Raw genomic sequence first — 22,006 nt, 5'->3', positions numbered from 1 at the left:
CCGGGCGCCGGCGGTTTGCTCCGCGCCCGAAAGCCACGGCTTCGAATACGTTTTAGGTCAACAACAAGATTCAGAGGACGACCGCTATGGGCGCTCCTGTTATCCTCATTACCGGTGCTCTGACCGGCATCGGTCGTGCCACGGCATTTGCCTTTGCCAAAGAAGGCGCAACGGTCGTTGCGTCCGGCCGCCGCGAGGCCGAAGGTAAGGCACTCGAAGCCGAGCTTCGTAGCCTCGGCGTTGAAGCCGCTTTCATTCCGGCGGACGTGCGCCACGAAGATGACGTGCGCAACCTTGTCGAACAGACGGTCGCGCGCTTCGGCCGCCTGGATGTCGCGGTCAACAATGCCGGCACCGAAGGAAAACCTGGCCCGCTGATCGAGCAGACTTCCGAGAGCTATGCAGGAATGTTCGACACCAATGTGCTCGGCACTATACTGAGCTTGAAGCACCAGTTACGGGCCATGCAGCCGCTGGGCTCAGGCAGCATCATCAATATTTCTTCGACCATGGGCGAGCGCGGTGCGGCGAATCTCGCACTCTACACCGCAAGCAAGCACGCGGTGGAAGGTCTCACGAAATCCGCCGCTCTCGAAGCCGCCCCTTCGGGCGTGCGCGTCAATGCAGTCGCGCCTGGTCCGACCGAGACCGCGATGCTCGATCGTCTGACCGGGACGCCCGACAAAAAAGCAGCGTTCTATGCTGCCATACCGCTTAAACGCGGTGCGAAGCCGCAAGAGATCGCCGACGCTATTGTGTTCCTAGCTTCAGACAAAGCGTCCTTCGTCACCGGCCAGATCATCAGGATCAACGGCGGCAAAACCGCCTCGTGATCACTCGCGGCAAGCTGATCCTGCCGGGATTTTCATCTTCCGATCTTTGGAGCCAGATCCTGACCACCGACAACCACCAGGGATACGCAAGAGAGTCGATTCATTGCGACCTACACCCGATCAACGCGCAGTGCATATGCAGTGCATATCAAGTGAGGAGTGAGCCCAATGGCTAACGTTGTGAAGAAACACAGCATCTCTTCTGAGCTGGCACAGAAAATGGTGGATGCAGCAGTGGCAAAAGCCAGAGAACTTGGCGTTAGCGAGAACGTGGCGATCCTCGATGACGGAGGCAATCTCAAGGCCTTCAGCCGGATGGATGGGGCCTCGATGCCTACCATCGAGATTGCGCAGAAGAAGGCGTACACCGCTCTATTCGGCGTCTCCACTCAGGACTTTTTCAACTTCATCCAGGGCGACCCGTCGCTTTTGGCCGGCATCCCCACGCTTGCGCGTGTAGCGGCGTGGGGTGGCGGGTTTCCCATCAAGGTGAACGGCGAGGTTGTCGGGGCGATCGGGGTGAGCGGAGCGCCCATGGTGCAGAACGACATCGATTGCGCGAGAGCAGCCCTGGCGCTCCTACCGGATGCGGTACCCACTGAGTGAAAAGGCCCGACCAGATGGTTCACACCCACCAGACCGCGCCGACGCAGTTCGTCGAAGCGAACGGCATCCGCTTTGCCTATCGCCGCTTTGGCAAATCGGGCGGCGTGCCACTCGTCTTCAACCAGCACTTCACCGGGACGATGGACCATTGGGATCCAGCGGTGACCGACGGTTTCGCCAAGGACCGCGAGGTCGTTCTGTTCAACAACGCCGGCGTCTCCAGCAGTTCAGGGCAAGTGCCGACTTCGATCGAGGGTATGGCCGCCAACGCCATCGCCTTCATCGGAGCGTTGGGTCTTTCAAAGGTCGACGTGCTGGGTTTCTCCATCGGTGGCTTGGTCGCCCAGGAGATCGCCGGCCAGGCGCCTGGCCTCGTTCGCAAGTTGATCCTTGTCGGGACCGGACCACGCGGGGGCGAGGGTATGGCCAATCTGACGCCCGAAGCGCAGCAAATTTTCGGCGCAAGCTACGAAGACCCCGACCACCTCTGGCTCGCCGTCCATTTCACTAGGTCGGAGGCAAGCCAGGCGGCTGGCCGCGACTTCCTCAAGCGGTTCCGCCTGCGCAAAGAAAACCGAGACCCCGAGGTCAACGAAAGGGTGGCACCCGCACAACTCGAAGCCTTGGGCAAATGGGGCATTCAGTTCAAAGGGTCTTACGACTATCTGAAGGCGATCAGCCAGCCGACGCTGGTGGTGAACGGCGGCAACGACGTCATCGTCTACTCCGTGAACTCGTTCATCCTGCAGCAGCACCTGCCGAACGCCCAACTCATTCTCTACCCCGACGCCAATCACGGCTCGCAGTACCAGTATCCCGAACTCTTCGTCCGTCATGTCTCGATGTTCCTGTCGGCGGGCGAGCGCCGAGGCGTGTGAGGATCGAAAGCGGTCACGCTATCCGCCGCAGCAACTATAAGGACGACGATCATGGCTAGTCTGGCCGGCAAAACCGCTCTCGTTACCGGCGCTTCGCGCGGCATCGGCCGCGCTAGTGCACTGGCGCTCGCCGCCGCCGGCGCCCAGGTTCTCGTGCATTACGGCCGTGGCGCGAAGGAAGCGGACGGTGTTGTCGCAGAGATACGCAAAGCCGGTGGCCGAGCAGATGCCATTGCGGCGGATCTTGCCGCCGCGGACGGCGCCGGCAAGCTTGCCAGGCAGGCCCGCAGCATTGTCGGAGATCGCCTGGACATCCTTGTCACCAATGCAGGGGTCTTGAAAGCGGCGACCATCGAGGAAACGACGGTCGAGGATTTCGACAGGCTGTTCGCAGTCAACGTCCGCGCACCGTTCTTTCTTGTGCAGCAGCTGCTTCCGATCATGTGCAAGGGAAGCAGCATCGTTTTCCTCTCATCGCTCGCGGCGCGCGCCGTTGTTGGAACGGAACCCGCGTATGCGGCAACCAAGGGTGCCGTCGACACTCTGGTGAAGCATTTCGCCTCGATGCTTGGCGCACGTGGTATCCGCGTCAATGCCGTCGCGCCCGGTATGGTCGAGACGGACATGTTGAACTTCACCAGGACAGGCGCGGGCCGCGACTTCGCGCTGGGCATTCAGGCGCTGAAGCGCCTCGCGCAGCCCGACGACATCGGCGGCGTTATCGCCTTCCTGGCATCCGATGATGCCCGATGGATCAGCGGCGATACCATCCGCGTCGATGGCGGCTCGAAGCTCTGAAGTTGGCACACCGGGAGCGCCGGGAGTAAAGCGATGATCAAGGGTCCCCTTCTGTCTCCAGCCGCTTGCGGGCCTCACCGGCCCGGCTGCTGTACCCAGCGGAACTCCGCACCGTACGAGCTTGGGCAACGCGCAAGCTTCTGGGTTGCGGCCGGCGTGGTCGCGCACACCTTGTGGACCAGCGCTGCGCCGGCGATGACCTATCCGCTATTTGCCGAGGAGTGGCATCTCACCCACACGGTTACGACCGGGGTCTTCGCCATCTATCCTATTGTCGTAGCCGTCGTTCTGGTCGGCTTCGGCGATGTGTCCGATTATGTCGGCCGTCGCGCCGCAATCCTGTGGGGTGTCGGCGCTTCGCTCTTTGGCACTCTGCTCTTGGCGCTGGCGCCCGATGTGCTCTGGCTGTTTGCGGGGCGCGCCTTCATGGGCATCGGCGTCGGCCTCACGGCAGGCCCCTCGACCGCCGCAATGGTGGAGTTCAGCGGCCAAGGGGCGGCGAAGCGCGCCGCCACGATCACAACCATCGCCCAAGCCGTCGGTTTTGCCGCGGCCCTGCTGCTCGGCGGTGCCCTCATTCAATATGCTCCACTGCCCACGCGGCTGAACTTTTGGGTGCTGTCCGCGGTCCTGGCCGCGCTGTTTGTCGCGGCATGGTTCCTGCCGCGCCGTACCGGCAGCGAAGCCCATGGCCGCTGGCGTCCCAAAACCCCCTTCATACCGAACCATTTGCGCAACGTTTTCGCGGTCGCGGCGGCGGCGGTAACCTCCGCGTACACGCATGGCGTACTGATCCTGTCGCTCGGAAGTCAGGTTGCCCGCGATCTCGTTGGATCGCCCAACGCGCTCGTGAACGGCGCCGCTCTTTCCCTATTCGCGATCGCCTCGGCCGTGGTCGGAATTGGCGCGAGGAGGCTGCAACCTCGGGCCGCGATGACCGGTGGCGCCGCCGCATCTGCTCTAGGCATGGTGCTGCTGGCAGCGGCAGTCGCCCACCATCATTTGCCAGTCTTCCTCGCCGCCACGGCGATCTCCGGCGCCGGATATAGCCTGCTGTTTTTCAGCGGCCTGGAGGCGATCAACAGCGCGGCGCCGGCCGAGCACCGCGGCGGCGTGCTCTCGGCAGTCTATTTGCTGGCTTATGTGTCGCTGGGTGCCGTCTCGCTCCTTCTCGGCGCGGTGGCGACCGCGCACGGGCTCGGTTTCGCCGTCAGCTTGGGCGCGGGCGTGATCGCTCTGTTCAGCGTGATCACGGTCGCTTTGGTCGCGATGACCCGCGCCGGATCGATCCAGATTGCTATTCCGTCGAAAAGCGAAGGACAACACATGATCAGGACCACACCGGAGCAAAACAAGGCACTCGTGCTCGAAGCATTCGACACGCTGTTCAACAAACGTGACTACGACGCAGCATCCCGCTTCTGGTCCGACAAATACACGCAGCACAGCGCGCACATCGAACCGGGCCGCGAAGGTCTCTTCAACCTCATCAAGGCCTCTCCCGCGTCCCTCAAATATGAGCCGGGCCTGATCTTGGCCGAAGGCGACTTTGTCATCGTCCACGGGCGATTCTCTGGCATTGGACTCCCGAGAAACTGGATTGCCGCCGAAATCGTGCGCATTGCCGACGGGGTGTTGGCCGAACACTGGGACGTTCTCCAGGATGAGGCGGCTCGCGCGGAGTCGAAGAGCGGTCTGCCAATGTTCGGTGACAGCTTCACCGGTTGATCTTCGGGCGTCATCGAGGGTTGCATGCAGCGAGGAATAGATATCTTTGAAGGGTTTTTGACTTCCGCTGTTGGCACTTTTCGGACATGCCGAGCGCGCTGAGGAATGTCCGTTCTCAGGGCAGAAGCGGGAGTAGCGCAGACCGACCGCGATTTCCGAAAATGACCCTTTGCGGACATATCGAAATCAAAAAAGACCGAAAAGGCCGAGACGAGAAGCCCTGCGGCTCAACTACGGAAGTCCTTTTGTCATCGTAAAGGGATTGAACCCACGTTCCGCGAGGGCAGCCCACGAAGCTGCGCCAAGATGTGACAATCGGAAATAGAGTCGCGGCTTGGTCGGGTCGGTGTCCAACACGAACCCAGTCGGTAACTCGCGGACAGTCGTGGCATAGAACCCACCATCGGGCGACCTCTGGGATTCGATTACAGCGATCAACGACTCTGCCCTCTCAGTCCTGCCGAGCAATTTCATCAAGAGAGCCATTTGGCCCGTCCCTTCGGTCCACACACCGTCCCGGTCTTCACCGTAAGAAAAGCCCCCGCCGACACTCATTCGCTGTTCGGCGGTCGTCATTGCCGCTGCAAATTTCCCGGCCGCTCCGTGAAGCGCTGTTAAAGGCCAGATCTGAGCATCCAGAGCCAAAGTCGGATTGTGCGTGACGCCGTCTTCAGCTGTCCCTGCGGCGAAACAGGCGCATGCCGGAGCCCACATCGTATCTACGAAGTGCTCAGCAGCCGTTGCCTTATCACGCCAGTGCGAATCGCCTGTACGGATCGCAAGAAGGCCAAACGCGGCGGCGAGGTCAGTATTATGTTCAGTCGATTTCCACGTCCGCACTTCCGGCGTCGGTTCGTGCCCAAACGTACCGCCCGTGAAACCGCCAGTACCGCGCGTATCGGCCCATTGCGCGACCCAGACGCCAAGCCGTGCTGCACCATCGCGGAACCGAGAGCCGGTGTTCACATCATCAATCGACAGCAACGCCAACATCGCCCATGCCATGTTACCATTATCGCTGCCCACCTGATATCGATCCTCCAACCATTTGTTCTGAGTATTGTCCCACCACCCCGGAAGTTTGACGGGGCCATTCGCCACCACAGCCGCGGCGTAAGCGTTCCGGAGCCGTCCATCATGCCAGGTGCGGTCGTTATCGATGGCCCAGAGAATCGCGGAGCCAATCCGATACGCTTTGTCCTGCTCACCGCAACCGACCAATGCGATGGCGGCTACCGCATTGTCATAGAGATAGGCGGCACCATGGAGAGGCCCCGATTCGACGGTCGGATAGCTGGGTAGGAACAACGGTCCTGATGGCGGTGCCTTATCAATTAGACCAGCGAGGTATCCGCACGCTGACGCTTTTGGTGCTACGGAAGCCTGTAGTGGAGCGGCGGCCATCATGATTGTGAAAGTCGTGACAATCGAGGTGTGAAGACAGAGCCCGCGATAACGGTAGAAACAGTAAGTAATTGGTTCCGGTAGCATTTCGCTGCCTCTCGTGTCTTTTCAACCAAGATAGACTTTGGGACATCGGGAAGAAAGCAGGTCAGGATCGAGTAAAAAATCGTGCCTTCATCTTCAATGGCAGTTTATGGCCCTTTTCGGACCTGACAGGCCCAGCCGGCGACGTCTGTTCTTGAGGGTAAAGCGGACCTCGGGACTTCGCGCGCCCAAGTCTGAAAATGACCCATAGCTGGCATCCTCGATGGCGTGTAAAATGGCCATCCAAATCTTTTTCCCGCGAGAATTGGCGAGGCAAATACGCGATGAGCAAAGCTGGGGTTTTGACCGAACGTGAACGGAAGCTGTTGATCGCACTCGTCAAGATGGTCGACCAGTATTTGGATGAGTACGGCGACGAGGTGGACAGCCGCGCCATGTCCGCTGGCGAACATGCAATAGAAGCCCTTGCGACTTTTGGTTTGATGGAAAACATCAATACTCGCTTCGGACGATGGACAGAAGCAGGAAACCAGTTTCGCGAAGAGTTCAACAGGATAAAATGACTCGCGTCGGTCGAAAATCCCGGCGGCATCAAATTGGTCAGGCGGCCAAAACCGGAAAGCTGATCGATCATCCGCTTGTGGCACATTCGAGACATGCCGACCCACGGTAGCGATGTCTGTTTATAGGGGTCCAACGGAAGTCGTCGGCACGTGGCCAAACCGACGCGAATGACCCATACCGGAACTCAGCCTGAAGATCAGAAGCGAGGTGAAGAGAACTCGACGGCCGGGACAACTAATTGTGGAGCCGCGTTCAATGCTCGTAGCAGAAAGTGATTTGCTAAGCTATTCTTGTCGGGTCGCGGGAGCACGCAATGTCGAAAGCAATTGCCGTCTTGGGCTCCGCTCTGTTCTTCGTCATTGCGCCGTTGGTGCTGGCAGGCTTCGTCCCCTGGTGGGTCACGCAGTGGGAATTTCGGCCAGCTTTTTTCGGCGTCGATCTAACCCGCATCCTCGGCGGTATATTGATTATCGTCGGAGTGCCCGGACTTGTGGATTCATTTGCTCGTTTTGCGCTGGAGGGGCTGGGGACGCCCGCCCCGGTCGCGCCGACACAAAAGCTCGTAGTGACTGGCCTTTATCGCTACGTGCGAAATCCGATCTACATCGCAGTCGTCGCAGTCATTTTTGGTCAGGCCCTTTTGTTTGGTGACTGGCGTCTCCTCTGGTACGGCGCTCTACTCTGGCTTTTTTTTCATGTCTTTGTGGTGATGTACGAAGAACCGACGCTCAAGCAAACATTCGGCACGGAGTACGAGAGCTTTCGGACTAATGTGCCGCGCTGGATTCCGCGGTTGACGCCATGGCGAGCCGCATAAAGGAAAATCGCTGCGAGCGGCTCGATGCCGGCTGCAACAAACAGTGCGAGACGGCGAAGCATAGCAAGCGCGCCTAGCGGCCTCGCCCCCGGAGGGCCCACTACCTTAGCCGCCAAGGTCGAAATAACGCATGGGCCGGGCAACTGCTCCGCACGCCGTGTCTTTCCGATCCCGGAGGAAGACCGGCCGTCTGCGCCTGCGCATTATGAGGACCGAATCTGGCCCGAAGCCGCCCAAAATGGACGGGCAGAGCATGTCTGCTCTGCCCACCGAATTCAGACGTCAACCTGTTCTGCTATGGCGAGCGCGTCGTCGACCTCAATCCCAAGATATCGAACGGTGCTCTCGATTTTGGTGTGCCCCAAGAGTAGTTGCACGGCCCGCAAGTTGCCTGTGCGTCTGTAGATAAGGGTGGCCTTTGTTCGACGCAGTGAATGCGTTCCGAATAGGTGTGGGTCCAGCCTTATGTCGGCAAGCCAGCCGGACAACAGCCGCGCGTACTGCCGAGTGGTTAGGCTGCGATCGGGTCCCCTCCGGCCGGTGAACAGATGTTCGCCCGGCTTCGTGCCGGTCGCCCTCAGATAGTCATCGATGGCTTGGCGAGTGGACTCAGTGAGTTCAAATTTGACGGGCCGTCCAGTTTTCTTCTGGCGGACGCTTGCGCGATCGGCCGCATAGCCGCTCGGCGCGATGTCGTCGACTCTGAGGGCTACTACGTCACAGCCACGAAGTTTGCTATCAATGGCAACGTTGAACAATGCCAGATCACGGGTGCGTCCTTCGACCTGGAGCTTCGTCCGGACGGACCAGACGTGCTTCGGGCGGAGTGGCGGCTTCGCTCCGACGATCTTTCCTTTGTTCCATGGGACGTGCTTCGAGATGTTGTCACTGGTGCTTGGGGCGTCGGTCATGATGACCTCCTCAGTTAATGAGGCTGGCCATTCTCAAACCGGTAACGTTCCTGAACCTACGTCGGCTTTCAGACGGTTGGAGACGTAGTTAGGCCCAATTCGATCGATCGGAAGGACGCAATTGACCCAAACCGGACGGCATCGCGAGACCTGCGCTGCGTCGGGATGTCCTGTTACCAAAAGTGCGAGACATCAAGAGCCAAGGGTTAAGCTATGTCATCCGTGGCTAGAGTCTGCCGCGCGGTCTTTTCTTGTGCGATAAGTCCTTCCAGCCGCGATATGTTCTCGAGCAAGCGCTGGCTGGTCAGCACAAGACAGTAATAGCCGAATTGTGGATTCTGAAAATATATCTCGAGCAGCTTTTCATAAGTAATAGTCATCACTTGCCGCGGCGCGGCGTGAGACCGTCTCGCGTATCTCACGTCTCACGGTATCACAGGCTCAATGCCCCGATGCGAGAACAGGCCGACGAAGGTTTCGGCGAGCGCGCCGCTTTATCGCGCCTCAACTGAGCTGCCCCCAGTCTGCTCAGCACGCAAAAGAAGGCCCCGCCAAAGCGGGGCGCCGTAAGCTTCCGAACGCTGCGGGGCTCTTCGCTTTGGCCGCCGGCGCTTCGTTCACGCTAACGTCATGTTATGGTTCTTCAGCGGGAACGACCGAATGCGTTTGCCGGTCGCTGCGAAGATCGCATTGAGCACCGCCGGCGCGGCCACGAAAATCGTCGGCTCGCCGACGCCGCCCCAGAATCCGCCGGACGGCATGATAATGCACTCGACCTTCGGCATCTCGCCGATGCGCATCGACTCGTAGCTGTCGAAATTGGTCTGCTCGATGCGGCCGTTCTTGACCGTGCACTCCTGGTAGAACAAGGCGGACAGCCCGTAAACGAACGAGCCGGCGATCTGCCGCTCGATCTGCGCGGGATTAACCGCGTGGCCCGGATCGGTCGCGGCAACGATGCGGTGGATTTTGACCGCTCCTTTGTCACTCACCGAGACTTCTGCACACGCCGCCACATAGCTGCCGTAACCCATGTGTTGGCAGAGGCCGCGATAGACACCCTGGGGCGCTGGTTTGCCCCAGCCCGCGCGCTCGGCGACCGCATTGAGGACCGCCAAATGCTTGGGGTGATCCGCCAGCAGCTTGCGGCGGAACTCGAGCGGATCCTGGCCGACTGCGTGGGCAAGCTCATCCATGAAGCATTCGAGGTAGATGGCATTATGATTGTTGTTTACGCCGCGCCAGAAGTGCGGCGGGACATGCGGGTTTCGCATGGCATGGTCAATCAACAGGTTCGGGATCGTGTAACCGAACACGCCTTCTGTCCCACCGGCGTTGAGACCCTGGAACACGAACGGATCCTTGCCGTTCTGCAGGCCCTGCGGATTGACGAAGGCAAGGATTGACTGGCCGGAAATCCGCATGTGCAGCGCGGTGAGGTTGTCGTTGGCATCGAACGCACCGACCATCTTCGCCTGAGTGACTGGATGGTAGCGCCCGTGCGTCATGTCCTCCTCGCGCGACCAGATCAGCTTCACCGGTGTGCCGGGTATCTGCTTTGCGATCGCGACTGCCTGATGCACGAAGTCGTGGGCGGTGCGCCGGCCGAAGCCGCCGCCGAGCGGAATCTTGTGGACGTCGCATTTGGGAATCGGCAGGCCGGAAGCCTCGGACAGCGCGGCCAGTGCCGCCTCGGCGACCTGCGTGGGCACCCACGCTTCACAGCGATCCGCCGTATAAAGCACGGTGGTGTTCATCGGCTCCATGGTGGCGTGGTTCTGGTAAGGATAGGCGTAGACCGCCTCGACCTTCTTCGCCGCGCCGGCAATGGCTTGTTTCACGTCGCCGTGCTCATTGCCGACGAAGGCCTTATCGGCGTCGAGCCCAGTCTTGAGGAACTCCGCGATGCTGGCGCTCGAGACCTTGGCGTTCTCGCCCTCGTCCCAGGTCGCTGGCAGCGCGTCGAGCGCGGTTTTCGCCTGCCACCAGCGCTCGGCAACGACCGCGACAGCGCTGTCGCCAACCCTCACCACATGCTTGACGCCGGGCATCCCCTGCACCTTGGCGGCGTCAAAGCTCGTGAGCTTGCCGCCGAAGACCGGGCAGTCCTTGATTGCGGCGCACAGCATGCCGGGCAGCTTCAGATCGAGACCGTAAATCTGCGCTCCGGTGAGCTTGGGCGCGGTGTCGAGACGCTTAAGCGGTTTGCCGGCGATCTTCCAGTCCTTCGGATCCTTGAGCGGCACATCCTTGGGCTGCTCGATCTTTGCAGCGGCTTCGGCGACCTTGCCGAAGGTCGTGGTTCGCCCAGACGGGTTGTGTTTAATCACGCTGTTTGATGCGCTGCACTCCGATGCCGGCACCTTCCACTCGTTGGCGGCGGCTGCAATCAACATCGTGCGCGCGGTCGCGCCGGCCTTGCGCACGTATTCATTCGATTCGCGGATAGCGCGGCTTCCGGCGGTGAACTGACTGCCCCAGACGCGGTTGCGCGCGAGGTTCTCGCCCGGCGTCGGAAATTCAGTCGAGACTTTGGACCAGTCGCATTCCAGCTCCTCGGCCACAAGCTGGGCGAGGCCGGTCATGCTCCCTTGCCCCATCTCAGAGCGGGCTACGCGAATGATCACGCCGTCATCCGGCTTGATAACAACCCAGGCGGTAACCTCGGGAGAGCCGTCCGCGGCGCGAACGACGTTGGCACCAAATGGAAGATCGACCCCAAGCGCGAGCCCGCCGCCAAAAGCAGCCGCACTGACGACGAAGGCACGCCGACTGATCTGTGGTACGTAGTTCATGGTCGCCTCCCTCACGCGCTCGCCGCAGCGTGGATTGCCGCGCGCACCTGCTGGAAGGTGCCGCAGCGACAGATGTTGGTGATGGCGCTGTCGATGTCGGCATCGCTCGGTTTCGGCTTGTCTTTAAGCAAAGCCGCCACGGCCATGATCATTCCGCTTTGGCAATAGCCGCACTGCGGCACGTCCTGCTCGAGCCAGGCTTTCTGAACCGGATGCAGATTGCCGTTCTCAGCAAGGCCCTCGATCGTGGTGATCTGCTTGCCGGCGGCCAGGCTAAGCGGCGTTACGCAAGACCTGGTGGCGACGCCGTCAATATGCACAGTGCAAGCGCCGCACTGGGCAATTCCGCAGCCGTACTTGGTGCCCGTCATGCCGATCCATTCCCGCAGCACCCACAATAAGGGGGTGTTAGGATCGGCGTCGACATCGTGTGTTTTCCCATTGACTGTGAGATTTGCCATTCGCGTAGCTCCTCAGTCGAAGACAATCGGGATTAAACGGCCGCCGCAGAGCGGATTGAATTTATGGGAGTGATCCGGCAGCAGCGGTCTCGTTTCCTAGATTACCTATTACCCGGGCACGCCGCCAGCCACAGTTTGGTGTTGCCAAGTCATTGAAATTGCAGCAAATGCGACCGCCCTCCGAGCGCGCCATAAGATCGCAGGGTCTGGCATCTCTAGAGCTGCTGGCGCACCTCGTTTCTGCTGAGCGTTTGCATGAACTCCTCCAAAGAGGGTTGCGGCGCCGTTTGTAGTTTGTGGAGTTCTTCCGGCTTCAGTTTGGTGTATCGCCGCAACGTTCGCCAATCCTCGTGACCAGTCACTAATGCAACCTTTTCGATTGTAAGACCGGCCTCAAAAAGACGGCTGGTACCTTCGTGTCGTAGATCGTGAAAATGAAGATCATCGATCTTCAGCTCATCGCACGCTCGCGTGAATGCCGCGCTCACTGAACGGTGGTTACGCGCCTGTACGTGCACTCCCCAATTCGTGTGCGCTACGTGTGCACCGAGAGGTCAAAACGGGTACAAACGTGTGCAATTTCGGCTAGTTTGAAGTGCACACGTTCCTCTTTCATCCCATTGAGATGGTAGGGTAAATTATTGAAATCGCAAGACTATCGATTTTCTGTGGCTCCGATCATGGATTGGAGCGAGAGTTCAAGTTTTTCAAATGGTTAGAAGGCTGCGTGTGCACGATGTGTGCGCCGGGAGATCAAAGAAAATCCAGAGACAACTAACGTGAGTACGCCGAATTGAACCTGCTCCCGTGTCGGCGTTTCGAGAGTGTGTGATCTCATTTGCCAAGCCGGTAATTTGCGAAGCCGATCTTCGCCGACCCATGGCGACTCGAGGGCCATGTTCTTGGCTCTTGCGGGGCTCCGTTGAACTTGCGTTGCCGATCTCATCCATAGACCTCAGCGACAAAGTCGATAAACGCGCGAAGTTTTGGCGGCATTCTCCGGTGCCGCTGCCAGACAAGGTGGCGTGGCCGGGACTGCGTCTTGTAGTTTGACAGCAATACTTGCAGGCGTCCCGCCGCGATGTCCTCGGCGACAAGTTCGGCGCGTTGCATTGCGATGCCCGCACCCGCCAGCGCAGCGTACCTGATTCCGAATCCGTTATTGATCTGCAGGCGGCTTTTGACGTCGACATGCACTTCGCCCTCCGGTCCCAGGAAACTCCACCGCGGCCCCTCGGTCCAGTCCGGAAAGTTCAAGCAGTCATGATCGACGAGGTCTTTCGGGTGGATTGGCGTGCCGCGCTCGGCGAGGTAATCGGGCGAAGCGCACACCACGGTTCTGTAGGGCGAAAGGGAGCGCGACATCATGGAGGAGTCGGCGAGCGAGCCAACCCGCACAGCGACATCGATCCCTTCCTCGACCAGGTCAACCATCCGGTCGTTCAGCGTCAGTTCGACCGTTACCTGCGGATATTTCTTCATGAACTTCACGATGGTCGGCGCGAGACTGTGAGCTCCAAACGCGATCGAAGCCGCGATGCGAAGCCTGCCGCGAGGCGCCCTTAGCGCTTCTTCGGCCAGCGCGTCGCCGGCCTCGGCTTCTTCCAGCAGATGACGACAATGATCGAGATAGTCGCGGCCGAGCTCGGTCAGGCTTTGCCGGCGGGTCGATCTGTTGATCAACAGTGACCCCAGCCGCTCTTCAAGGTGACGCATGTGCTTGCCGATCATCGTCGGCGACAGGCGCAACTCCTTGGCAGCCGCGGCAAAGGAGCCGAGATCGGCGACTTTTACGAAGACGGACATGCTTGCCAGTCGGTCCATGATTATAAACCAATGGTGTTTTCATTGCGTACAGGAAGCGACTTTATCGTCGGATAGTAACGATTTAATCGAAAGGATCAACGAAGCGCTCGGGGAGTGGCAGGTGCAGTTCGATTTCACGGAAATGTCGCCGCTCGAGCGATACAGGCTTTTGCTGGCGACCGTGTTGCCGCGGCCCATTGCCTGGATCACCACCAGGGATCCGAGCGGCAGCGTCAACGCCGCCCCGTTTTCCTTCTTCAATGTCTTTGGCAGTGACCCCGCGACCGTCGGCGTCGGCATCGGCAGCAAAGGCCCGGGCGAGCCCAAGGATACGCGCGCGAACATTCGCGCTAATGAGCAATTCGTCGTCAATCTTGTGCCGTTCGCCCTGGCACACGAAATGCGGGTTACCTCGATTGCTTTTCCAAGGGGCGTGGAAGAGCCGAAGGAGGCCGGGCTCTCGCTCGCACCGTCGGAGCATGTCGGCGTGCCGCGCATCGCGCAGGCTCCGGTTTCGATGGAATGCACGCTGATGCAGGAGGTTCTGCTCGGCGGCTTCAGCTTGGTTCTCGGACGGATCCTGCTCGTTCACGTTCAGGACCAAGCGGTCATGGATCGCGGGCGTCAGCATATCGACGCAAACAAACTCGACCTCATCGGTCGAATGGAAGGCGGCTGGTACACAAAGACCACCGATCGATTTGAGATGCCACCGATCGCCCTGGACGATTGGAAGGCTCGATCGCCCATCGATGCCGTGTCCTGATTCGACGGATAAATGACCTTTGCCGCGCGCCGGCGCACGCTTAACTCCGCAACGTAGCAGGGCGCAGCAGCGATGCTGCGGTCGGCCCCGGTGCTTGTTCGATCCCGCAGGAGCTCACCTTGACGTTCAAAATCAATATCAACGGGTCGTCGCGTTCGATCGACGTGGACGGCGACACGGCGTTACTGTGGGTGCTCCGCGATGTGCTGGGGATGACCGGCACCAAGTTCGGATGCGGCATTGCTCAGTGCGGCGCCTGCACCGTACAGATCGACGGCGTCGCGACGCGGTCATGTATCACCACGATCGACAGCATAGGAAAGTCGACGGTTACGACGATCGAAGCGATCGGTCGGACCCCAGCCGGTGAGAATATCCAACGGGCCTGGCTTGAGCGCGAGGTCGTGCAATGCGGCTACTGTCAGTCCGGTCAGATCATGTCGGCGTCAGCCCTGCTGGCCGCCAACCCGCATCCCACGGATGCCGACATCGACGACGCGATGGCAGGCAATATCTGCCGCTGCGGCACCTATCCGCGGATTCGCGATGCCATCAAGCTAGCCGCCGCGTCCGGTTCCAAGCAGGGAGGGCGCGGATGATTATCGATCGATTGTTGACGGCCATGGCAACGGATGACGATGCAGGCAAACATGATCTGTCGCGGCGGATGCTGCTGAAAGCCGGCCTTGCCAGCGGTGGCGGCCTCCTTCTCAGCATGCGCATGCCGATGTTCGCCGCGCATGCGGCCGCGTCGTCTGCCGATTTTGCTCCCAACGCCTTCATCCGGATCGCGCCAAGCGGACAGGTCACGCTGACCATGCCCTATGTCGAGATGGGGCAGGGCACCTACACCTCGATCCCGATGCTAATCGCGGAAGAACTCGAAGTCGGACTCGGCGAGATCACGCTCGAGCATGCTCCGCCGGATGAAAAGCGTTACGGCAATCCGATTCTGGGCGGTGTGCAGGCGACCGGCGGCTCGACCACCATCCGCGCGGTTTGGCAACCGTTGCGACTGGCTGGCGCAACCGCCCGCACCATGTTGATCATGGCGGCTGCCAGGCGCTGGAATGTCGACCCTGCATCGTGTCATGCCGAGAAGGGCAATGTCATTCACACCACGGGCTATCGCAGTCTTGGGTATGGTGCGCTAGCGCGCGACGCCGCGGCGCTGCCGGTGCCGGAAAGGGTCGCGCTGAAGCGGCCCGAAGATTTCAAGCTGATCGGCACGCCGGCCAAACGGCTTGATACCCCGGCGAAAGTCAACGGCAGTGCAGTGTTCGGCATCGATGCGCGGCCACCGGGTGTGAAGATCGCGACGCTGGCGCAGTCGCCGGTGTTCGGCGGACGGTTGAAGAGCGTCGACGACAGCAAGGCCAAAGCGGTTCGCGGCGTGCGCCAGATTGTGCGGCTGGACGATGCGGTTGCAGTCGTGGCCGACCATATGGGTGCCGCGAAGAAAGGTCTCGCAGCGCTGGTAATCGCGTGGGAGGATGGACCCCACGCAGCGCTCAATACCGAAGACATCGCCCGCGATTACACCGCAGCGCTTGAAAATCCCGGCGCGGTGGCCGAAAGCCGCGGTGACGTCGACGCCGCGATGGCGGCGGCGGTCACCAAGGTCTCGGCGCAGTATCAGGTGCCGTTTCTGGCCCATGCCGCGTTGGAGCCGATGAACTGCACGGTGCATGTACGCAAGGATGCTTGTGAGATATGGGTCGGCAACCAGGTGCTGGCGCGGGCGCAAGCCACCGCGGCGGAAGTCACCGGTCTGCCGCTCGAGAAAGTCATCGTGCACAATCACCTGATCGGCGGCGGCTTCGGGCGGCGTCTGGAAATCGACGGCGTCACCCGTGCCGTGCAGATCGCCAGGCAGGTCGAAGGACCGGTCAAGGTCGTGTGGTCCCGCGAGGAAGACATCCAGCACGACATGTACCGGCCGTTCTTCTCGGATACGTTTACGGCGGGCCTCGACGACAAGGGCATGCCGATCGCATGGCGCCATCGCTTTGCCGGCTCATCGATTCTGGCGCGATGGCTGCCGCCCGCCTTCAACAAGGGGATCGACCCGGAGACGATCGATGGCGCGGTGCATCTGGTCTATGCGCTGCCGAACTTTCATGTGGAGTTCATTCGTAAGGAACCGCCGGCTGTTCCGACTGCGTTCTGGCGCAGCGTCGGGCCATCGCATAGCGTCTTCGTGGTCGAAAGTTTCCTGGATGAACTGGCGGCCGCTGCGAAGCGCGATCCGGTTGCCTACCGGCGAATGCTGCTCGACAACGCGCCACGCGCCCGTGCCGTGCTGGATCTGGCCGCGGAAAAGGCCGGCTGGGGAAAGCCGCTGCCGAAAGGTGCCGGCCGCGGCGTGTCGCTGCAGTTCGTGTTCGGCACCTACATGGCGCAAGTTGCCGAGGTCGAGGTGGCGAAGGACGGCAGCGTCCGGGTCAAGCGGGTGGTCTGTGCGGTCGATTGCGGCAGCGTCGTCAATCCCGACACCATCGAGGCGCAGGTGCAAGGCGCGGTGATCTTCGGCATTTCGGCCGCGCTCTATGGTGAGATCACACTGAAGAACGGTCGCGTCGAACAGAGCAACTTCGACAACTACCAGGTCGTGCGTATCAACGAGGCGCCCGCGATCGAGGTGCATATCATCAGAAACAATGAGACGCCGGGTGGCATGGGAGAGCCGGGAACATCGGCGATCATGCCGGCGATCGCCAACGCGATCTTTGCCGCAACCCGCAAGCGGCTGCGAAAGCTGCCGGTCGACCCCGCGGTCTTGAAGCAGCCGGCGTGAACGGATGTTGAGTCGAAATTTTTAAGGAGGGAGGCCGGATGACCGAATTGCTCACCAGAGTTCTTGACGCGCATGGCGGCATGGACCGCTGGAATGGCTACCAGAAGGTGGGGGCCACCATCGTAACCGGCGGCGGCTTTTTCGCGCTCAAGGGCGTGCTGCAGGATCCAAACCCGCGCCGCATGACCGTCTGGCTGCATGAGGAACGATCGTCGGTCACGCCCTATGGGGCTCCCGATCAACGAACAATGTTCACCCCGGACCGGATCGCCATCGAAAAGCTCGACGGCACGCTGGTTGCCGAACGTCACGCGCCCAGGGATTCCTTCGCCGGCCATCAGATGAACACGCCATGGGACCCCTTGCATCGCGCCTATTTCAACGGCGAGGCATTGTGGACCTATCTCACCACGCCGTTCCTGCTTGCGATGGAAGGCGTGCGGGTCGAAGAGACCGAACCCTGGCGGGAGGGCGAAGAAACGTGGCGTGTGTTGCGCGGATACTTTCCCGGTTCAATCGAGACCCACAACCTGGTGCAGGATTTCTTCTTCGGCGAGGACCTGATGCTGCGACGCCACGACTATAGCGTGAATATCGCGGGCGGATTTGCTGCCGCGCAGTTGACCTCGGATCACGCGACGGCGGATGGTATTCGGCTGCCGACCCGGCGCCGTGCCTACCCGCGCGGACCCGACCGCCGGCCGATCCTCGAACTGCTGATGGTGTCGATCGATATCAGCGCGGTTCAGTTCGAGTAGCGACTGATCTATAAGTTCAATAAAAGAATTATATACGGAGCGGCGGATCGATCGGCGTTCCGCCGCTCGCTTTCGTGACGGCGTTGTGCGCTCGGACCGCAAGCCCTGCCTTTGGTGACCTCAACAAATTGAATGATAACGTATAAATGGCTGCTATGGCAGCTTCTCGTGCTTCAGATGCCGTCGCGATAATCGGCTCGTTTTCCCATGCGGATGTCGGGCCTTGTTACCAGCATCCCAGACACCGAATTTCGGAATCGCTTGACTAGTTCAAAAAAAGAACTGTAGTTTGCACACGAAGACGACCGATCACAACGGTCGCGCCGCGCCACGGGGCGCACATTGCTGCGGGTAGACCCCGCGTATCCACGATGGGAGGAAGTCATGTTCGGGAAGTCAAAACTTGCATTGGCGCTGGTGCTCGCGCTGTCTGCACCGGCGTTTGCCGCAGATACACCGGGCGTCACGGCGACCGAAATCAAGATCGGTGGCGTTTTTCCCTTCAGTGGACCGGCGTCATCGATTGGCCTCGTCGGCAAGGGCGTTCTTGCCTACGTTCAATTGATCAATGACCGCGGCGGCATCAATGGCCGCAAGATTAATTACATCGCGATGGACGACGCCTATAGCCCGCCAAAGTCGGTCGAGCATATCCGCAAGCTTGTGGATGGCGACGAGGTGTCATTCATTTTCAGCCAGCTCGGCACACCCGGAAACACGGCGACGGCGAAATACCTGGCCGTGAAGGGCGTCCCCAGTATCGCGATCGTCTCCGGCTCGAGCAAGTTCACCAACGTCCAGGATTATCCCCTGACGATAACCGGGCTCGTCAGCTACGATGTCGAAGGACAGATCTACGCCAAATACCTAACCAGGACGGTACCGACCGGCAAGTATGCGATCCTCTACCAGAACGACGATCTCGGAAAAGATTATGTCAATGCGTTCCGTACGTTTCTGAAAAGCGATTTCGAAAAGCGGGTCGTGACCGCGGCTTACGAAGTCACCGAACCGACGGTCGATTCGCAGGTCGTCAATCTGAAGAGCTCAGGCGCGGAGGCGTTCTTTATCGCGGGCACGCCAAAATTCGCGGCCCAGGCCATCCGCAAGGCCGCTGAAATCGGCTGGAAGCCAACGGTGATCATCGATTTTCCGTCAAGCTCGATCGCAGGCACGCTGAAGCCTGCCGGCCTCGACAAGTCGGTCGGCGTGATCGTCGGTACCACGAACAAGGATCCCACCGATCCGAAATGGACCAACGATGAGGGCATGAAGGCCTATCTTGCGTTCTTTGAAAAATACCTACCGGGTGCCGACATTTCGAACACGAGCTATCTGACCGGCTATCAGCAGGGCATCCTGCTCGAGCAAATCCTGAAGCAGTGCGGCGATGATCTGTCGCGGGCCAATATTCTCCGCCAGGCCAAGTCATTGAAGGACGTCGAGATTGCCACCGCCTTGCCCGGCATCAAGGTGAACACCAGTGCGATGAACAACATGGTCTGGACGCAGATGCGGCTTCAGCGCTGGAACGGCACCAGTTGGGAATTGTTCGGTGACGTTCTCGACGCTGCTTCCGAGTGACGGCCATGAAAGGACTGATGCAAAATCAGCCATTGTTGCTTTCGTCGCTGCTGAAGCATGCGGATCGCTTTCATTCCGGCACCGAGATCGTCTCACGTACCGTCGAAGGCCCGATCCATCGATACACCTATGGAGATGCGGCGCATCGTACGCGGAAACTAGCCGATACGCTGCGCCGGCATGGCGTCGCGCCGGGCGACCGGGTCGCCACGCTTGCCTGGAACAATTTCCGGCACTTCGAGATCGAGCACGGCGTCATCGGTCTTGGCGCGGTGTGGCATGCGATCAATCCGCGACTGATCCCGAGCCAGATCTCCTACATTGTGAACCACGCCGAAGACCGCGTGCTGTGCTTCGACAGTTCTTTTCTTCCTCTCGTCGAGAAGCTGGCCCATGAATGGCCGACCGTCGGCCTGTTTGTCCTCATGGTGGACCGGTCATCGATGCCGGCGAACCGCTTGCCCAACCTTGTATGCTACGAGGATTTCATCAGCTCGGGCGACAGTGGGTTCGAATGGCCGGTCTTCGACGAACTGTCGGCATCGTCGTTGTTCTATACGTCAGGGACAACCGGCAATCCCAAGGGCGTGCTGTATTCCCATCGGTCGGACGTGCTGCATGCGCTCACCCTTGGTGGAGCCTGCGGTTTTGGATTCGTAGCGCAGGACACGATCCTGCCGATGACGCCGATGTTTCATGCCAACGGTGCCTGGGGCTTTACCCATGCGGCGCCGATGGTGGGAGCCAAACTTGTACTGCCTGGCCCCAAACTAGATGCCGCCAGCATTGCCGAGTTGATTGAAGGCGAGGGCGTCACCGTGACTGCGGGCGTCCCGACGCTTTACAACAATCTGCTGAAGCATTTTGAGGAACAGGGGCGCGGCGCCGGTACGTTGAAGCGCATCGCGGTGGCGGGATCAGCCCCCGCACCCCGTATGATAGAAGGGTTCGAACGGCTAGGCGTTGCGGTAAACCACGTCTGGGGGATGACGGAAACCAGCCCAAGCGGAACGTCTCCGCAACCATCGCGGCGGACGGCGAAGCTCTCGCCGCCGGAGCAAATCGCCAGAAAGACCACGCAAGGGCACCCGCTTTATGGCGTCGACCTGAAGATCGCCGACGAGTTCGGCAACGAGATGCCGCGCGATAGCAAATCTGCCGGCCGGCTTATGGTTCGCGGGCCCTGGATCATCAGCGGCTACTACCGCGACGATAAACCTCTGCTCCAGGACGGCTGGTTCGACAGCGGCGACGTTGCTGTCCTTGATGACGACAATACCGTCCGGCTTACCGACCGGGCCAAGGATGTCATCAAGTCAGGCGGCGAGTGGATCAGTTCGATCGACGTCGAGAACCTGACCATGGGATGTCCGGGCGTGGCCGAAGCCGCGGTAATCGGCGTTCCCCATCCGAAGTGGGAGGAGAGGCCGTTGCTCGTTGTCGTGCCGCTGGCCGGCGCGACTGTGACCGCGCATTCGATTACAGCCTTTCTGGACGGCAAGATCGCCAAATGGTGGATGCCCGACGATGTCGTTTTCGTCGATGCGCTCAGCTACGGGGCAACCGGCAAAATCCAGAAGATGGAGTTGCGCCGGCGCTTTGCCGACCATTATGCGTCGATGGCGAGGTCGACCGCGTGAGAATGCTGGAGGTCGCCCCGCGACCGGCAACGATCGCGAAGCGCGCAGGTACATTGGCGCCCGGAAGCGGCTCGCTGGAAGAGGCGCGTCAGGCTGCCTTGCCGGCCTTGGCTTTGGCCGGCTTGTCGGCGGCTCGTCGTGCCGAGGGATCGCGCGCGCCGGGACCCGGATGGGTATGAACCTGCTTGGCAAGCAGCGGTTCGTTGCATTCGGAGCACACCATCACGGGATCGAACATCTTCCCGCAGTTGCGGTGTTCGTGCAGCAGCGGCCGTCCGCGTTCGTCGACCATGTGGGTATCGCCCCAATGGACCAGCGCCATCATCACCGGATAGAGATCAAGGCCCTTTTGGGTGAGGATGTATTCGTGGCGTTTGGGCGACTCCTGGTAAGGGATGCGCCGCAGCACACCCTGCCGGACCAGCTTCTTCAGCCGTTCAGCGAGCAGGTGGCGGGTGATGCCGAGTGCGGACTGAAACCCCTCGAATCGTCGCGTGCGCAGAAAACATTCCCGCAGGATCAGAAGGCTCCAGCGATCGCCAATCACACCGATGGTGCGGGCCAGCGAACACGGCTCTTCCTCAAGTTCATCCCACTTCATTCCTGCGCTCTCCAGTGACGTACGGCATATCGAATCGAACGACGGAACCGATGCCGTCATGCCATTCTAAATAGGTACTCAGAATGAAACAATCACCCAAGTGCCCCTTATTGTTACAATAATCTACCAGAAACAGGCTCTATTTGACAGTTCGTTTTTAGAACTGTATGAACAATTTGTAGCCAAGGCACGGCTGCTGGTTAGGTTTACCAGC

The 22,006-nt window shown here is 60.2% G+C and carries 19 protein-coding genes and 1 pseudogene; 13 read left to right on the top strand and 7 right to left on the bottom strand.

Annotated features, from left to right (window positions below):
* Positions 1–86: 86 nt before the first annotated feature.
* The 5 genes from V1283_RS26995 to V1283_RS26975 all read left to right on the top strand — a co-directional run bounded on the left by V1283_RS26995 (position 87) and on the right by V1283_RS26975 (position 4,843).
* Positions 87–833 carry an SDR family NAD(P)-dependent oxidoreductase gene (locus tag V1283_RS26995; protein WP_334389605.1) on the top strand — a complete coding sequence of 249 codons (747 nt, stop codon included), beginning with the start codon at positions 87–89 and terminating at the stop codon, positions 831–833.
* A gap of 168 nt (positions 834–1,001) precedes the next feature.
* Positions 1,002–1,439 (top strand): GlcG/HbpS family heme-binding protein, encoded by a 438-nt coding sequence (locus V1283_RS26990; protein WP_334389603.1) that lies wholly within the window; start codon positions 1,002–1,004, stop codon positions 1,437–1,439.
* Positions 1,436–2,317 (top strand): alpha/beta fold hydrolase, encoded by an 882-nt coding sequence (locus V1283_RS26985; RefSeq protein ID WP_334389602.1) that lies wholly within the window; start codon positions 1,436–1,438, stop codon positions 2,315–2,317. The genes V1283_RS26990 and V1283_RS26985 overlap by 4 nt, the downstream gene beginning before the upstream one ends.
* Before the next feature lie 51 nt (positions 2,318–2,368).
* Positions 2,369–3,115 (top strand): SDR family oxidoreductase, encoded by a 747-nt coding sequence (locus V1283_RS26980; protein ID WP_334389601.1) that lies wholly within the window; start codon positions 2,369–2,371, stop codon positions 3,113–3,115.
* Between the two features lie 156 nt (positions 3,116–3,271).
* Complete coding sequence (locus V1283_RS26975; protein ID WP_334389600.1) at positions 3,272–4,843, top strand: MFS transporter; 1,572 nt, start codon at positions 3,272–3,274, stop codon at positions 4,841–4,843.
* A 231-nt stretch (positions 4,844–5,074) separates the two neighbouring features.
* Here V1283_RS26975 and V1283_RS26970 read toward each other — a convergent pair whose 3' ends face one another.
* Positions 5,075–6,334, bottom strand: a complete 1,260-nt coding sequence (locus V1283_RS26970) for a hypothetical protein (RefSeq protein WP_334389598.1) — start codon at positions 6,332–6,334, stop codon at positions 5,075–5,077.
* 281 nt (positions 6,335–6,615) lie between these two features.
* On the opposite strand from V1283_RS26970, the gene V1283_RS26965 reads away from it, so the two are divergent.
* Both V1283_RS26965 and V1283_RS26960 read left to right on the top strand, forming a co-directional pair.
* Positions 6,616–6,855, top strand: coding sequence for a hypothetical protein (locus tag V1283_RS26965; protein ID WP_334389597.1), 240 nt, complete (start codon positions 6,616–6,618; stop codon positions 6,853–6,855).
* Positions 6,856–7,169: 314 nt separating this feature from the next.
* Positions 7,170–7,673, top strand: coding sequence for a methyltransferase family protein (locus V1283_RS26960; RefSeq protein ID WP_334389595.1), 504 nt, complete (start codon positions 7,170–7,172; stop codon positions 7,671–7,673).
* A gap of 275 nt (positions 7,674–7,948) precedes the next feature.
* Here the strand turns inward: V1283_RS26960 and V1283_RS26955 are convergent, their stop codons facing one another.
* The 5 genes and pseudogenes from V1283_RS26955 to V1283_RS26930 form a co-directional block, all read right to left on the bottom strand.
* Complete coding sequence (locus V1283_RS26955) at positions 7,949–8,584, bottom strand: tyrosine-type recombinase/integrase (RefSeq protein WP_334389594.1); 636 nt, start codon at positions 8,582–8,584, stop codon at positions 7,949–7,951.
* A 617-nt stretch (positions 8,585–9,201) separates the two neighbouring features.
* On the bottom strand, positions 9,202–11,379 hold the full coding sequence (locus V1283_RS26945; protein ID WP_334389593.1) for a xanthine dehydrogenase family protein molybdopterin-binding subunit: 2,178 nt from the start codon (positions 11,377–11,379) through the stop codon (positions 9,202–9,204).
* A gap of 11 nt (positions 11,380–11,390) precedes the next feature.
* Positions 11,391–11,840: a (2Fe-2S)-binding protein gene (locus V1283_RS26940; protein ID WP_334389592.1), complete on the bottom strand. Its 450-nt coding sequence runs from the start codon at positions 11,838–11,840 to the stop codon at positions 11,391–11,393.
* Between the two features lie 215 nt (positions 11,841–12,055).
* Positions 12,056–12,334, bottom strand: a pseudogene (locus tag V1283_RS26935) (tyrosine-type recombinase/integrase); the annotation flags it as partial.
* 448 nt (positions 12,335–12,782) lie between these two features.
* The gene (locus V1283_RS26930) at positions 12,783–13,646 is read right to left on the bottom strand and encodes a LysR substrate-binding domain-containing protein (protein ID WP_334389591.1); all 864 of its coding nucleotides are present in this window, start codon (positions 13,644–13,646) and stop codon (positions 12,783–12,785) included.
* On the opposite strand from V1283_RS26930, the gene V1283_RS26925 reads away from it, so the two are divergent.
* The 6 genes from V1283_RS26925 to V1283_RS26900 all read left to right on the top strand — a co-directional run bounded on the left by V1283_RS26925 (position 13,645) and on the right by V1283_RS26900 (position 21,191).
* Positions 13,645–14,412 carry a flavin reductase family protein gene (locus tag V1283_RS26925; RefSeq protein WP_334389590.1) on the top strand — a complete coding sequence of 256 codons (768 nt, stop codon included), beginning with the start codon at positions 13,645–13,647 and terminating at the stop codon, positions 14,410–14,412. The two genes, V1283_RS26930 and V1283_RS26925, sit on opposite strands and share 2 nt — an antisense overlap.
* 119 nt (positions 14,413–14,531) lie before the next feature.
* On the top strand, positions 14,532–15,011 hold the full coding sequence (locus tag V1283_RS26920; RefSeq protein WP_334389588.1) for a (2Fe-2S)-binding protein: 480 nt from the start codon (positions 14,532–14,534) through the stop codon (positions 15,009–15,011).
* Complete coding sequence (locus V1283_RS26915; RefSeq protein ID WP_334389587.1) at positions 15,008–17,209, top strand: xanthine dehydrogenase family protein molybdopterin-binding subunit; 2,202 nt, start codon at positions 15,008–15,010, stop codon at positions 17,207–17,209. The genes V1283_RS26920 and V1283_RS26915 overlap by 4 nt, the downstream gene beginning before the upstream one ends.
* Before the next feature lie 38 nt (positions 17,210–17,247).
* Positions 17,248–17,967 (top strand): hypothetical protein, encoded by a 720-nt coding sequence (locus V1283_RS26910; RefSeq protein WP_334389586.1) that lies wholly within the window; start codon positions 17,248–17,250, stop codon positions 17,965–17,967.
* A 384-nt stretch (positions 17,968–18,351) separates the two neighbouring features.
* Complete coding sequence (locus V1283_RS26905; protein ID WP_334389585.1) at positions 18,352–19,551, top strand: ABC transporter substrate-binding protein; 1,200 nt, start codon at positions 18,352–18,354, stop codon at positions 19,549–19,551.
* Positions 19,552–19,556: 5 nt separating this feature from the next.
* Positions 19,557–21,191: a long-chain-fatty-acid--CoA ligase gene (locus V1283_RS26900; protein ID WP_334389584.1), complete on the top strand. Its 1,635-nt coding sequence runs from the start codon at positions 19,557–19,559 to the stop codon at positions 21,189–21,191.
* Positions 21,192–21,279: 88 nt separating this feature from the next.
* Here the strand turns inward: V1283_RS26900 and V1283_RS26895 are convergent, their stop codons facing one another.
* Complete coding sequence (locus tag V1283_RS26895) at positions 21,280–21,792, bottom strand: winged helix-turn-helix transcriptional regulator (RefSeq protein WP_334389583.1); 513 nt, start codon at positions 21,790–21,792, stop codon at positions 21,280–21,282.
* Between the last annotated feature and the right edge of the window lie 214 nt (positions 21,793–22,006).

Origin of the sequence: Bradyrhizobium sp. AZCC 2262 (genome assembly GCF_036924535.1) — a bacterium.
Classification (GTDB): Bacteria; Pseudomonadota; Alphaproteobacteria; order Rhizobiales; family Xanthobacteraceae; genus Bradyrhizobium.
This window is presented reverse-complemented; position numbering and strand designations above follow the sequence as displayed.